A 13,792-nucleotide genomic window follows, 5' to 3' on the forward strand; every position below is an offset into this window, starting at 1 on the left:
CGGGAATCCCCCCCACGGATGTGTTCTCCCTATCTCTAAAAAACGTCACCATAGAAAGCATGACGATTACAGACGATCTCCAAAAGTTGTTAGATATTTTACCCCAAGACTTGCGGCAGATACTAGAAAAGCATCCGCTGCGAGATAGCTTAGTAGAAGTGGTCTTGGATTTGGGTCGTCGCCCAGAGGCTCGCTTTCCTAATCAAGCAGAGTATCTGAGCGAAACACCCGTTACGCAAGAACAGATAGATGATTGCATTAAGAGAGTGGGAACCTTTGGCGGAGATAATCGGGCAGGAATTGAGCAAACCCTGCATCGGATCAGTGCCATCCGCAACCGCACCGGTAAGATTATCGGCTTAACCTGTCGTGTTGGGCGGGCAATATTCGGCACAATTGGCATGATCCGCGATTTGGTGGAAACAGGAAAATCGATTCTCATGCTGGGACGCCCGGGTGTAGGCAAAACAACTGCATTACGGGAAATAGCCCGTGTTTTGGCGGATGAACTCAATAAGCGAGTGGTCATAATTGACACCTCCAACGAAATTGCAGGAGATGGTGACGTTGCCCACCCCGCCATTGGTCGCTCACGGCGGATGCAAGTGGCTCATCCCGATTTGCAGCATCAGGTGATGATTGAGGCTGTGGAAAACCATATGCCAGAAGTCATCGTCATTGATGAAATTGGCACAGAACTGGAAGCCTTAGCAGCTCGGACGATTGCGGAACGGGGTGTCCAGTTGGTCGGTACTGCTCACGGTAATCAAATTGAAAACCTGATCAAAAACCCGACCCTTGCCGACTTAGTTGGTGGTATCCAGGCTGTGACGCTGGGAGACGATGAAGCCAGACGGCGCGGTTCTCAAAAGACGGTTTTGGAACGCAAAGCGCCTCCCACTTTCGAGATTGCCGTGGAAATGTTAGAACGGCAACGCTGGGTAGTCCACGAAAGCGTTGCTGACACAGTCGATACTCTCTTACGGGGACGTCAGCCTAGCCCGCAAGTCAGGACTGTGGATGACAACGGCAAGGTGAATATTACCCGCCAGCTTGTGGCTATCAACGGGCGCGGCGGACAAACACTTGGTGGAGAGGAATCTTTTTTACCACCAGCACGACAGCCTAACGGCTGGCGTGCAAATGGGCAAATGCTAGCCCTACCCTCACTATCTAGTGAAGCCCCAAAGGGTTCGGGACGAAGTGAGTTTGACCGCTTGCTGGATGAATCCTTAAATGATCATAATGGCTTTGATTTCGCCAATAATACCAGACAAGCGGGACCCAATGGCGAAGATTTGCCACTGCACGTATATCCCTATGGGGTCAGCCGCAGCCAATTGGAGCAAGTCGTTGGCGTGCTTTCTTTACCAGTGGCATTGACAAAAGATCTCGATAGTGCTGATGCAATATTGGCACTGCGATCGCACGTCAAAAACCATGCCAAGTTACGGCAAATGGCGAGAGCTCGTCAAGTCCCGATCCACATGATAAAATCCAGCACCTTACCACAGATTACCCGTGGCTTGCGGCGCTTGCTGAACATCGATGATCCGGATGTGGGCGACGATCGCGAAATGCAACTGTTTCTTCACAGCGCCAGCGATGATGAGATGGACGCTCTTGAAGAAGCAAGACTTGCTGTAGAGCAAATCGTGATTCCTAAGGGACAGCCAGTGGAATTATTGCCTCGTTCTCCACAAGTACGGAAAATGCAGCATGAGTTGGTAGAACACTATCGCCTGAAGTCCAACAGCTTTGGCGAAGAACCAAATCGGCGTTTGCGGATTTATCCCGCTTAAAAGATGACCTGACTTTTCACGCCATGTGGAAAAATCCACGAAAAACCTAACCCCCTAGCCCCCTTCCCTAGTAGGGAAGGGGGAAAAATCAAACTTCCTCTCTCCTACAACGACAGAGGAATGGAAGCGAGGTTTTCCACAGCAGAAGTGAAAAGTAAGAAAAGATGACAGGTGAGAGGGTACAGTTTTTCCATTCGCTGTACCCTCTCACCTGTTGCTCTAAAATCTGTGTTTGTGCCTAATTTGAATTCACACAAGGAATTCACACAAGGTTTATTATTACTTGCCTGCCCACGTCGGTTTGCCCTGTTCGGCATTAGCGCTTCTTTCAGCAGTATCAGGGTACAGAGAACCGAAGTCTTTTATAGCTTCTCCTGATTGTCCTGCAATTCTTTTGAGTCGTTCACCAGGAGCACCTTCGGTTTCGCGAGCTTCCTTATTCCATTCTCCTGTTGTTTTCGGTCTTTGGGAATCGTTCTGATCTAGTGCTTGGTTAATCTTGTTGGTTAAAGCTTTGTTACCACTCTCATTAGCAACGTTTGTTGTCAGCACTAAAAAGCCAACTAGAACAACAGCTACAAAACGCTTGACTTGAAATTGGTTAAGTACGGAACTGATGTTAGCGATCGCCTTAGAAATCAGATTTGTCATCACAAGACTCCATGAGTTAATTTTCAATACTTTTCACACTTTCGGAAACTCCGTCGGCTCACTGCAAATAGAGGTTGGCTTTGGAAATTGAGTAAAAAACCAACCTATTTTCGAGCTAGGGAGTTGTCCTGCATATAAGTCAAGACTAGCTGTAAAAACGTAATCATTCTTCTAACAGAAGTCATAGATTGGTTGTAGACAACATAAGACTATATGTGGATTTGCTGCGACATTACTCAAGCCGTATATTTGAGCTTATGGTTAAAATATGCTGGTTTTTGCTGTATTTAGGGGTTTTGGCTGTCTTGTAACGAAGTGAGAAGGGCTAGAGATAGTCAATACAGATGTAGCGATTTTCAGCTATCCCACGTTGGTTTTACCCCACCCCTTAATCCCCTCCCCTTACTAAGGGGAGGGGACGTGAAGCGTAGCTTTACGGGGGTGGGGTGAAGCGAAAATTGTGGGCAAGTATAAGGGCATAATATAACCTATTTACAAGGTTCTTGCCTTCGGGACTTCCAAATAAAAAAAATTCCAAATTTTCTTGTGGGGTGGGCATCTTGCCCGCCCTGAATACAAAGGACGGGTGGGACACCCATGCCACAAGATGGATAATTTATTTGTTGGAAATCCCTTAGCTCTCATGATGAGGTGTATTGATGCCTCGTTCTCCCCGAAACTTTCAACCAGGATTCTGCTATCACATCACCACCCGGTGCAATAACCGCGAATTTCGCCTCACTCGCCTAGAGTGTCGGGAAGTGTTTCTCTACGCCATCAAGAAAGCAAAAGAGAAATATGGGTTTAAACTCTACGCCCTTTGCATTATGAGCAACGCCCCTTTGGGGAAGTCAAAAGTCAAAAGTCAAAAGTCAAAAGTCAAATTTTAGCATGAGTAATTATATACCAATTTCTGATAGAACATTTGAGTTTGCTGTTAGAATAACCAAGCTTTGTTCTTACCTAGATAAACAACCAGGAACACCTAGATTGCTAGCTGCTCAGTTATTCAGATCTGGTACATCAATCGGTGCGAATATTGAAGAATCTCGTTCGGCTGAAAGTGATAAAGATTTTATCAGCAAGCAATCCATAGCCCTAAAAGAGGCAAAAGAGACAACATATTGGCTAAAGCTATTAATTAAGTCCGAAATAATATCTGAGTCACAAATAGACAATCTTTTAGATGAATGCGAACAATTGGTTAAAATTATTGCTAAATCAATAGTAACGACTAAAGAAAAGTTGAATAAATAAATTTTTGACTTTTGACTTTTGACTTTTGACTTCCCGATAGGGAGTGGCATCCAGCGTTTTTGTCTTTAGGTAAGACTTTAGAAGAATGCGCCCAGAAGTACCGGGGTTTTTGCAAAAAATACCGTCCTCAGCCCAAACCAGAAAAGCGCAACCACTGGGGAAATAAGTTATTAACAGGGTTGAAGGCAAAAACAAAGGGAAAGAAATCCTCGCCGGGACAAATAGTACCGGATGAGTGGAAAGCAACGAACCAAGAAATAAAAGAAGTAGCGTGCAAGTTTGTCTTCGCTAATTGTTATAACCCACAATTTGCCAGCATCCTACTACAAGCACAACAAGAAGATCCTCTTTGGATTCTGTGCCAGGTAAGGGAAACGTAGAAACCGCAAGACTCCGTGGAAAATCGCTTGTTTGCGAATCTTTACAATTCTGTGTAAGCCTTATATGTTACACTTTACAAGTCTGGACGCGACAAGAGATTAAACAAAAACACGATAAGCCGCTGAAGAAACGGCACGACATGAACCCCTAAAGTAGCGTCTAACCCCCAGAACCACGACCCCGACCCATAGACAACGCCCACGGGGAGATGTCCTTCGGGGGCATCCAGGGAGAAGATTATTTCATTGTAATCTAGCCATTTTTTGTTCAACCACATTCCTTTACCCCAGCCCACGCGATCGCCAAACTTTTCGTAGTCTTTACCCACACTTTCCGAAATGCGCTTTTGCACACTAAAGCCAAAGTGCCCATCACTGTATTCTACCCAAAGTTGGTCAATTGTGTGGAGGTCTTTACGGGGAAAGTTTTGGATGGATTCGATATCCAGCCAGCCTTCTTTTTCTCTACCAGCTGTCTTGAGCATGACAGCAAGAGTTTCCTGATCCGCTTCTTTCCACTGTCCTGCTTTTAGTAAATTTTCCAGCCGCGTGTAGTCTACGTGCCAGCGCTGTTCTGTTATGGCTTCAATTAGTTGTTTCATTGGAGCTTTAGATGCGCGCAAATCAACCATGTGAGGGTTAATAAATAACCACCCATATGGTGTGTCGTAGTGCCTATCTCGAATTTTTTGAAATGTTTGTTGGCAGCTCTTTAGTATAACCAATCCTGCGCGAAGCGGGAGGAGTTTGTTCTGTTCGCGCCGATTTATTTCTTGCTCAGTGTATATTATTTCATACTTTTGCCACTCTCCAAACCCTGAGGAACCAAGGAGTACAGCTACAGCATTCATCTGAGAAAGATTTTCTTTTATCTTTTTCTTCCAATCGTCAAACCCCTTGATATCTTGCTCATCCATCCAGGTTTCAATACCTTGCTGCTCTAGCTGATCCCTAATTTCTCTTACCTGTGGCTTGTCCTTACTATTGTGGCAAAGAAACACTTTATATTGAGACATCGTCATACCTCAGCTTTTTTCTACTACTTGTCTACACCAGCAATAGTTGCCAGAGCATTAGCATATTGTTCCAAATCCCTTCTCAACGCTTCCAACTCATCCCGCAAATTCCCTTCCTCAGACCAATTGCGCTCATGCTCTTTAGAACTCAGGTGAGGAGGACGCTGTGCTTCCCATGTCTGCAACCGTGGATGCCATTTAGCAAGAAAAGGGCGCAAACCATTATTCAGCACCGCTATAGCAATGCCTCCAACTGACTCGCGCGATGCACCAACATCTGGTCCAGCTTGTTTGAGGACTTCCCGTGTTATGCCAAAAAGACTGTATAAAGATGTCAGCGCCTCACGCAACAGTCCTTCGTCAACTTCCAAAGGTTGAACAGCAATACGGGTAACAAGTTCAACATACAACGACCATGCAGCCCGACGCTCTGTTGGATCGGCTTCCCATTCAGCTGAACCGATGCCAAAGGGAAGGCTGACAGAGACTTTTTTAAACTTGGCGGGGTCTATTTTAGGCATAAGTTTGTTGTCACTAGTATAGAGTCGCAGCTTTTAGGTTTTAATAATCCAGAACTTACGCATTTTAACGAAAAACTGTCATTCTGAGTGTAGCGCTAGCGAAACGAAGAACTCCCTTGATACTTCGCTACACTCCGTTTCGCTCAGTATGACATTCTCGACTTTGCGTAAGTCCTGTAATCGTCCGCTTGGCATACTTGAGCGGTTGTAGGAAAATCTGTAATTTAGTTTAATAATTTCATAATTACATACAGCCTGCTAGCCGTGAATTCCGGCTGATACGCGCGTCGCATTCATTTATCCATTTCACCAAATTGTCGCACTAGTCACCCAAGTTGCTAGTTATGCGATACGCGGAGCGTCAAGCGTTCGACTGAGCGCTCACGCCGAAGTCCTCCGGCTTATCGCCAAAGTGTTTGACATTTTACTCTCCCCATTTTAAGAGGACAAATTGAGAGGAGAAAAGGTCGGCTACAATTTAAGAAGCTCAATGATGGCTACGAGCATGATATCAATTCCTATCACCCTGGAACAACTCATTACCGCTGTGCAACAGTTGCAACCAGAGGAGCGGGCGCAGGTTGCTAGAGCTTTGGTTGAAGTGGGTTTACGTTCAGATTTGACGGCTTTAATTCAAGAACTTTATGCCCAACCCCCGGTTGATGACATTACAGACGATGAGATCATGGCTGAAATTAAGGCTGTACGCCAGCAATCTCACCAAGCATGACGTTTCGAGTGGTCATCGACACTAACATTTGGATTCGGATTTTATTGAGAGGGCGAGTTACATTGCCTGTTTTAGAAGCATTTAATGAGGACAAATTCCAGTTGGTGATGAGCCAACCCCTAATGGAAGAACTCCATCTAGTTTGGAATCGCCCCCGCTTAAGAGAACGAATTGATCCAAATCAAGCTATCCGCCTTGAACAGCAGTTGCAGCATCGAGCAATATGGGTTGAGTTGAAAACGGTTCCTCCTAATTGTCGAGATCCCAAAGATTTACCTGTGCTGGCTACGGCGATTGATGGCGAAGCAGAGATTATTGTGTCTGGGGATGATGATTTACGTGGTGATGATGCGTTGAAGACGATAATGGCAACTTATGGCATCCGGTTGCTGGGTGTTAATTCTTTCCTGGAATATCTGGATCACTCACCGTTCGCGTAATCGAGAATGAGTTTGACGAAATAGAGGAATCCAATATCATCATAGATATCTTTCCAGGTTCCACCTGGAAATGCCCTTGAAGCGGCTAGTAACGCTGTTAAGGCAGGCAGAGCCTCCTAATAGGCATTCCCAGCCTGAGGCTGGGAACGAGGCACACAATTCTCGCTTCACCCCACCCCGGTTTTGTCTTGCGCCAAAACCGCCCCTCCCCTTGCCAAGGGGAGGGGTTGGGGGTGGGGTAAAACCAACGTGGAATAAACGGTTTGAACGTGATTGTTGACACGTATGGGCAAAGCCTTTGCCGCCTACAAACAACCTGTATTGCACCCAATGGAGAACTGCTATAGAATTCGCCCTCCTTTGACTCTGCCAAAAACAGGCATCAATTCTATCGCAAGCCTAAATCATTTTTGAACAACAAGATTCCCGACTTCGTAAAAGTTGTCGGGAATCTGAGGGCTTACTAATTTATTGACAGACTAACATTCTATTCTCTTTGCTTTATCCTCTATCTACAGATATATAAATATAGGGATATTTAGAAACTAGCCAGGGATAGATACCTCTTTCTTAAGAAAGATTAGATAATACCAGAATTTGTAGTTACACATACTACTTAGAAGTAGATTGCTAATTAATCTGCAAACCTTAGTTGCGTAAAAATTTTCATCCTCATATGGTAAATACTCCTCCATCGCTGTTTTCCGAAGATCAATACAAGGTAGAAGATGCAGAGGCAGAAGTCGCTGCCATTATAGAAACTCCACCATCAGAGACAGAAATTGACCTAGAGTTTCTTTACACCAGAGATATTGAATTTCGTCAGGAAACTCTCTATTTTATTGTGGTCGATCGCTTTTATGATGGCGATCGCTCAAACAGTGAAGGTGAAAATGCAGAACTGTATGATCCAACTCGACAAGATTGGGGTAAGTACTGGGGCGGAGACTTGCAAGGCGTCATCGACAAGTTAGACTATCTCAAAAGCATGGGAGTGACTGCAATTTGGTTAACTCCTCTGTTTGAGCAAATTGAAGATTTGTTTGTGGGCAATGCAGCGATGCATGGCTATTGGACAAAGGACTTTAAGCGGATTAATCCTCGCTTCATTGCTAACGGCGAAGAGCCTTCTTTAAACAAAACTCAGGAAACAAGAGATACCACATTTGATAGGTTAATTGCCGAACTGCACGAGCGCAAAATGAAGCTGGTGCTGGATATTGTCTGCAACCACAGTTCACCTGATATTAGTGGTACCAAAGGTGAATTATACGACGATGGAGTGAAAATTGCTGACTTTAACGATGATGAGCAGCACTGGTATCACCACTATGGCGAAGTGCAAGACTGGGAAAACGAATGGCAAGTGCAAAACTGTGAACTTTCCGGTCTTGCAACGTTTAACGAGAACAACATTGAATATCGTAATTATATCAAATCGGCAATTAAACAATGGCTAGACCGGGGTGTGGATGCACTGCGGGTGGACACTGTTAAGCATATGCCCATCTGGTTTTGGCAAGAATTCAACGGTGATATGTATAATCACAAGCCAGATGTGTTTATTTTTGGTGAATGGATTTTCAGCCATCCCTTAGACGATCGCTCTGTAGAATTTGCCAATAATTCTGGCATGACGATGTTAGACTTTGGGCTGTGCGTTGCCATTAGGGAAGCTTTGGCACAAGGTGCAGAAGGTGGATTTCATCTCATTCAAGAGATTTTTGACCAAGATTATCGCTACAACGGAGCGACAGAGTTAATTACCTTTCTTGACAACCACGATATGCCCCGTTTCCAATCGCTGAACTCTGATCCAGCGATACTGAAAGTGGCAATTACCCTGATTATGACTTCTCGTGGTATTCCTTGCATCTATTATGGTACAGAACAGTATCTCCACGATGACACTAATGGTGGAAATGACCCATACAACCGTCCAATGATGGATAAATGGGATACGGATAGTGAAATTTATCGTTACATCAGGCTACTTTCTGGCTTACGGCGACTCAATCCAGCGATTTCGATGGGTAGCCAATGGCAAAAATACATCACGCCCGATGTTTACTCTTACGTACGTCGCTATCGTGACTCTCTGTGCTTTGTATTACTGAATAGAGGCGAAGCAGTCACCATACCAGAGGTAGAAACAGAACTGCCTGATGGCGAACACACGTGTGTAATGACTCGCAACAAGTATGAAGTAAAAGATGGTAAAATTTACGACTTACAACTCGAAGAGCGAGGTGTGATCGTCTTAAGCCGTGTTGGAGAACGGGTGAAAGGGCAAACGATTGTGCGAGTCCAACTGAATGGTGTACAAACTCAACTGGGTGAAACTATCGTCGTTATTGGAGATTGTCCGGAATTAGGTAACTGGGATATTGGCAAGGGATATCCTCTGGAGTACATCAACTCTAATACATGGTTTGCTGAGATTCCGTTTGATGAAAGTGCTGGCAAGTTGATTAGTTATAAATACGCTATGTTGCGAGAAGGGCGATCGCCTTTGCGCGAAAATCTGATGAATCGCCGCTGGGTGATTGCCAAAGAAGGTACCGTGAAATGGCGTGATACTTGGGCACCTGGACGCGAATCTTAACAAGAAAAGTCAGGAGTCAGGAGTCAGAATATTATGTTTTCTGACTCCTGAATTCTGAATTCTCCTCATCAGAGAAATCTGTTTTGCTCAGATCATCTATATTCCTGAAGTGAGCTTTACGGCTCGTAAATTTACAGGAGGTAGGTCGATACCACCTTCAGTCCTTGTCTGGTTGGGAAAACAAGGATTGTTTACATTAATGGGACTTCCAGAGAATAAATTCTTCCAAGAAAACAAGAAACGGTATAACACCATAAATTAACCCCAAAAATAGAAAGCAAATTACCTGCAAAAATCAGACGCCAACGTATTGTTTTCTTTGCAGTCCGCTTTGAAGACATAGCGCCTAGTACAGCAAAGCTATCGGTTATCCGATAGCCGTAGTTAAGTGTTTCGTTACTTTTTAAAAGTCATTAAATCGTTACTATACTTGTAAAAAAATTTTCTGAACAAGCCATTGAAAAATAGGTTAGTTAACCTTATTATGTTAATGATACTTATATTTAAGATATTAAAAAATAGTGGTAAAAACTAATAATTTTACCAGCGCGTCTGTTGCACAAAAGGATGATTATCCAGGACGTGCCTATTTTATTCGGCATGGTGAAAGTACCAGCAATGAACGTAACATTTTTGCCGGGGTACTGGATGTTGACCTCACGGCATTTGGTAGGTTGCAGGCACGCCGTGCAGGTGTTGACATTAAGAAAAAAGGTGTGAAGTTTGATGCAGTATATGTCTCTCACATGAGACGGGCGCGGCAAACTTGTGAAATCGCCCTTGCTGAAAGTCAGGCGCTGAAGTCACCGGATATTCCTGTTGAAATCGACCATCGGATTAGCGAGAAATCCTTTGGCATTTTTGCGGGTCGTAACCTGAATCTACTACGTCTTGCCCTTGGCTACGAAGGCTTCGAGGAAATGTTGCATTCCCACTGGCGTTGCACCTCCGGCTGGCGAGAAGATTGCACAAGTTTACGGACGCGCTGCTTCTTTCTACGAAGAGCGGGTTGTACCGCACTTAAAACGGGGCGAAACTGTTTTAGTAGTGTGCCACCAATATGTATTGGAGCCTCTAGCACTTTATTTAAGTGATTTACCACCGCAGGCTTATAAACATTTGAAACTCCCTAACGGTAAAGCTCTCAGTGGTGAAGAGCTAGTCAAGTTTCGCGACAAGGAATCTGGCGGTGCAGCTTCGGTGCGTAAACAGATCAACGATCTGTCAATTATGTGGGCAATTTTGCTGTATGCTGCTGCTTTCTTACTGGGATGCTCCCTTAGGGCAATAAGCGCCTCCTCGGTCGGAATTCCCTCAGAGCTATTTCGAGCGATAATCGTTGTCTGTCTCGCGGCTTCAACGTTTTATACCTACCTAGACATTGACTTTGCAGCCAGTAAACGCAAAGTAACTTCAACTGTGAAGTATATAGTCTATGCGTGGATGTTGGTGAGATGGGTAGTTGGGCTAGCTTTAATATTTTCGGGAATTTTGTATCAAGGTCCGGGGGATTTGTACAAAGTTATGTGGGTGCTTTTTTGGATGGTTCCACCCGCTCTTACTTCCCCAGTTTTATCGGTACTCTGGGGCGGTAATCTTTATCCGTCGGCTATCTTATCAAGGACATTATCAATTATCGCTCCAGTTGCATTGATTGTGACATTTGGCTTGGCAAAACAATTACCAATTAACAGTTCAAGCCTGATATTTTTCGGTGTCATTCTAATTGTTGGTTTGGCAATACCGGGAGCTTTAGCTCAATTTTGGCGTGACAAATCTCCTGTTGAATCAAATCACCACAGTAAGAACTGGAAATTTATTGGAGTGCTTGCTGTCGCATTAATGGCTTTGGCAACTGGGTTTCAGTTTACTCCATCAACATTTCTGGGCGATTTATTTTCCTCAACGGATGCAAACCGTTCCCTAGCTTGTCTGCAACAATTGGCAGTGGCAACATTAGTCTTTATCTTAATGCGCGTCTTTGCCGTATTAACTTCAGTGTTTACACGCAAGCAGCTTATTAAGGCAGAAGCGAGGGATGCTTATATCCTGCTAGTTAATCCAAACTTTTTCCTTTGGGCAGCTCTTTTCCTTGGAGTTAGTGCAACTGCAAATCCGTCAGCTGTAAGATATGCAATTTTTTGGGCAGCACTGGGGTTCTTCTGCATACCACTCGTCGAGCAGATATTGTTTATGAATTCATTTGGTAATGAATTATTGCGAGAAACACTGCGTTCTTCGAGAATGAATACAGAAGATGTGAGAAAACTTTTCCGTCAATTGGATACAGATGCAAGCAATGCACTCGATAAAGACGAGATTATGGAGCTTTTAGGTCGAATAGAAGATATGACAACAGGTGAACGTAGCTCTGAAGATGTCAGGAGGTACGTAACTGATTATCTTTTCGCCACTCTTGACACCGATAAAAGTGGGACGGTTGATTTGCAAGAGTTAGGAGATTATGTATCAACCTACGGGTTAGTTGCTAATCTTAACGTTGTCTCTGCTGCAGCTTCCCCGGTAACAACATAAGAAAGCGAGGCAGGGTAAACCTTAACTGATAACTGATACCAAACTATCCTGCAGCTTGGCTACCATCTCAGCACGCGCTGAAACATCTAGCTTGCGGAACATCCGTTTGAGCGCTTGCTTGACAGAATTGTGTGTGATCCAAAGCTTTTCGCCAATTTCCGCATTCGTTAACCCCCGCGCCACCAACTCAGCAATTTCTAATTCACGGGGAGTCAGACGACTTGCTAACGGACAGAGGGATGTTTTTGGTTTCGCGCGTAAGGTGGCGAGTTTTGCGGAAACATGAAGGCATAAAGCACTCATGTCAGCGAGATCGTTCACATTAAAAGCCGCAGTACCATGCTCACGGGCGAGGTTAAGCGTTCCCACAAGACGACCATCACAAACAATTGGTCCACTCATGACGTGTTCATGGTCATGGCGCGAGCAAAAATGCTTCCAGTCTCCTGTTGGTAACACCAATTGCTCGTGAACAGGAGCATGACGTTCAACGACGAAGCGCCCAACAGGGTTGCTTTCCATACACACACCTGGAACAGCCTGAACATCAACCTCTGGGGGGAACGGCTCATCCAGCAAATGAATACCCCAACGCTGCACGCCAAAATACTCCCCCACTGTATCTGTCACAGCTAGTCGTAGTTCTTGCTCATTGCTGACAGAAGCTATTTCATGAAATACAGTTTGAAGAGAATGAACCATACCATAAGTGTACCCACTTGGGGTCTATGCGAAACTTCACAATTACTTCTATGCTAATAGCAGCAAAGGTAAAAAGCTAACTTAACAGGTGACGATAGGAGAAACAATGACAGCAACACAAGTTTCTGCTCAAGAACTTTTTCGTGCTGCATACGAAAACCGTTACACTTGGGAGAAAAACTTCCCTGGTTACACCGCAGATGTCACCTATAAACAGGATGAGCAGGTGTTTACAGGCAAAATTCGTGTCAACGCGAATCTCAAGGCGGAAGTTTTTGAGGTAGAAGACGAGGAAGCGAAGCAGTTCATTAACAATCAAGCATGGGAGATTGCGATTCACCGCATCCGTCGCTCTTTTGAAGAAACCCACGGCGCGAATACATTTCGCTATGGTGCAACTGATGAAACTGGTGCCGTTGAGATTCTTTTAGGCGGTAAGTCCGAAGGCGATCGCTACAAAGTCCGTAACAATGAAGTGAGCCACGTCCACCGTCATATCCACAATGTTGTTGTGACGATTGACACCTTCAGCAGTCACGATACAGGAGAAGGCTACCTGTCTCATCAATATGACTCTGTTTACCACGATCCAAAAACGGGCGAACAAAAGGGCGGAAGAAGCGAATTTACAGACGAGTACGAAAAGGTAGGCAATTACTTCATCCTAAATCGCCGAGAAATTCGCACCGAAACAGAAGGAAAAACATCCATTCAAGAAATTATCTTTTCCAACATTCAGTTGTTGGAACCTATTGCTGCTTAATTGCAGATGGATCAGATTCCCGACTTCTTAAAGAAGTCGGGAATCTTGTTGTTCAGGAATGATTTAAGATTGCTATATATTAGATTAATATTCACTTAGTTCTTCTGGTGTTTTTGACTTCTGTTGCACGGCAGATAACAGGCGCAGAGAAAATTACGAAAGCAATCAAAGCCACGTTAGTGAACATTGTTTAATCCCTTTTGTTTTTGAAGTTCTTCTAGGTATAAGACTACTGGTTTTTTCTCTAAGGTTCCGGAAATTGTCTGGTTCTGAGGACAGTTTTCAAAGCTTCATAGTTAAATTTGTTTTTAGGGATTTTTTGATTAGAAAAATTGTTTAACGTCTTTCGCGAAATTCCCCATCCGCCTGTGCGGTGGGGATGGATAGCGA

General features: G+C 44.4%; 13 protein-coding genes and 1 pseudogene. 10 read left to right on the forward strand and 4 right to left on the reverse strand.

What is annotated here, in order from left to right:
• Nucleotides 1-59: 59 nt before the first annotated feature.
• Complete coding sequence (locus tag AACT52_RS10205) at nt 60-1,802, forward strand: R3H domain-containing nucleic acid-binding protein (RefSeq protein ID WP_073630612.1); 1,743 nt, start codon at nt 60-62, stop codon at nt 1,800-1,802.
• A 279-nt stretch (nt 1,803-2,081) separates the two neighbouring features.
• On the opposite strand, the gene AACT52_RS10210 is transcribed toward AACT52_RS10205, so the two are convergent.
• Nucleotides 2,082-2,453, reverse strand: coding sequence for a hypothetical protein (locus AACT52_RS10210; RefSeq protein WP_073630614.1), 372 nt, complete (start codon nt 2,451-2,453; stop codon nt 2,082-2,084).
• Between the two features lie 659 nt (nt 2,454-3,112).
• Between AACT52_RS10210 and AACT52_RS10215 the strand changes: the two genes are divergently transcribed.
• From AACT52_RS10215 to AACT52_RS10225, 3 genes are read left to right on the forward strand one after another with little or no spacing between them, the layout of a single operon-like run.
• Nucleotides 3,113-3,343 carry a transposase gene (locus tag AACT52_RS10215; RefSeq protein WP_233153903.1) on the forward strand — a complete coding sequence of 77 codons (231 nt, stop codon included), beginning with the start codon at nt 3,113-3,115 and terminating at the stop codon, nt 3,341-3,343.
• Nucleotide 3,344: 1 nt separating this feature from the next.
• Complete coding sequence (locus AACT52_RS10220; RefSeq protein WP_073630616.1) at nt 3,345-3,710, forward strand: four helix bundle protein; 366 nt, start codon at nt 3,345-3,347, stop codon at nt 3,708-3,710.
• 59 nt (nt 3,711-3,769) lie between these two features.
• On the forward strand, nt 3,770-4,090 hold the full coding sequence (locus AACT52_RS10225; RefSeq protein ID WP_073630618.1) for a hypothetical protein: 321 nt from the start codon (nt 3,770-3,772) through the stop codon (nt 4,088-4,090).
• Between the two features lie 74 nt (nt 4,091-4,164).
• On the opposite strand, the gene AACT52_RS10230 is transcribed toward AACT52_RS10225, so the two are convergent.
• Both AACT52_RS10230 and AACT52_RS10235 read right to left on the reverse strand, forming a co-directional pair.
• Nucleotides 4,165-5,106 carry a GUN4 domain-containing protein gene (locus AACT52_RS10230; RefSeq protein ID WP_073630620.1) on the reverse strand — a complete coding sequence of 314 codons (942 nt, stop codon included), beginning with the start codon at nt 5,104-5,106 and terminating at the stop codon, nt 4,165-4,167.
• A gap of 23 nt (nt 5,107-5,129) precedes the next feature.
• Nucleotides 5,130-5,627, reverse strand: coding sequence for a hypothetical protein (locus AACT52_RS10235; protein WP_073630621.1), 498 nt, complete (start codon nt 5,625-5,627; stop codon nt 5,130-5,132).
• Between the two features lie 490 nt (nt 5,628-6,117).
• Between AACT52_RS10235 and AACT52_RS10240 the strand changes: the two genes are divergently transcribed.
• The 5 genes and pseudogenes from AACT52_RS10240 to AACT52_RS10260 all read left to right on the forward strand — a co-directional run bounded on the left by AACT52_RS10240 (nt 6,118) and on the right by AACT52_RS10260 (nt 11,937).
• Complete coding sequence (locus tag AACT52_RS10240) at nt 6,118-6,357, forward strand: hypothetical protein (RefSeq protein ID WP_073630623.1); 240 nt, start codon at nt 6,118-6,120, stop codon at nt 6,355-6,357.
• Complete coding sequence (locus AACT52_RS10245; protein ID WP_073630625.1) at nt 6,354-6,797, forward strand: putative toxin-antitoxin system toxin component, PIN family; 444 nt, start codon at nt 6,354-6,356, stop codon at nt 6,795-6,797. The genes AACT52_RS10240 and AACT52_RS10245 overlap by 4 nt, the downstream gene beginning before the upstream one ends.
• A gap of 676 nt (nt 6,798-7,473) precedes the next feature.
• Nucleotides 7,474-9,402 carry an alpha-amylase family glycosyl hydrolase gene (locus AACT52_RS10250; RefSeq protein WP_073630627.1) on the forward strand — a complete coding sequence of 643 codons (1,929 nt, stop codon included), beginning with the start codon at nt 7,474-7,476 and terminating at the stop codon, nt 9,400-9,402.
• A 521-nt stretch (nt 9,403-9,923) separates the two neighbouring features.
• A pseudogene (locus AACT52_RS10255) lies at nt 9,924-10,220 on the forward strand (phosphoglycerate mutase family protein); the annotation flags it as partial.
• Nucleotides 10,221-10,299: 79 nt separating this feature from the next.
• The gene (locus tag AACT52_RS10260; RefSeq protein WP_339374977.1) at nt 10,300-11,937 is read left to right on the forward strand and encodes an EF-hand domain-containing protein; all 1,638 of its coding nucleotides are present in this window, start codon (nt 10,300-10,302) and stop codon (nt 11,935-11,937) included.
• A 21-nt stretch (nt 11,938-11,958) separates the two neighbouring features.
• On the opposite strand, the gene AACT52_RS10265 is transcribed toward AACT52_RS10260, so the two are convergent.
• Complete coding sequence (locus AACT52_RS10265) at nt 11,959-12,639, reverse strand: helix-turn-helix transcriptional regulator (protein ID WP_073630629.1); 681 nt, start codon at nt 12,637-12,639, stop codon at nt 11,959-11,961.
• 106 nt (nt 12,640-12,745) lie between these two features.
• Here AACT52_RS10265 and AACT52_RS10270 point away from each other — a divergent pair, with 106 nt between their 5' ends.
• Nucleotides 12,746-13,402, forward strand: coding sequence for a DUF3386 domain-containing protein (locus AACT52_RS10270; RefSeq protein ID WP_073630631.1), 657 nt, complete (start codon nt 12,746-12,748; stop codon nt 13,400-13,402).
• Nucleotides 13,403-13,792: the final 390 nt, after the last annotated feature.

This window comes from Scytonema sp. HK-05 (assembly GCF_963872035.1).
Classification (GTDB): domain Bacteria; phylum Cyanobacteriota; class Cyanobacteriia; order Cyanobacteriales; family Nostocaceae; genus Kalymmatonema.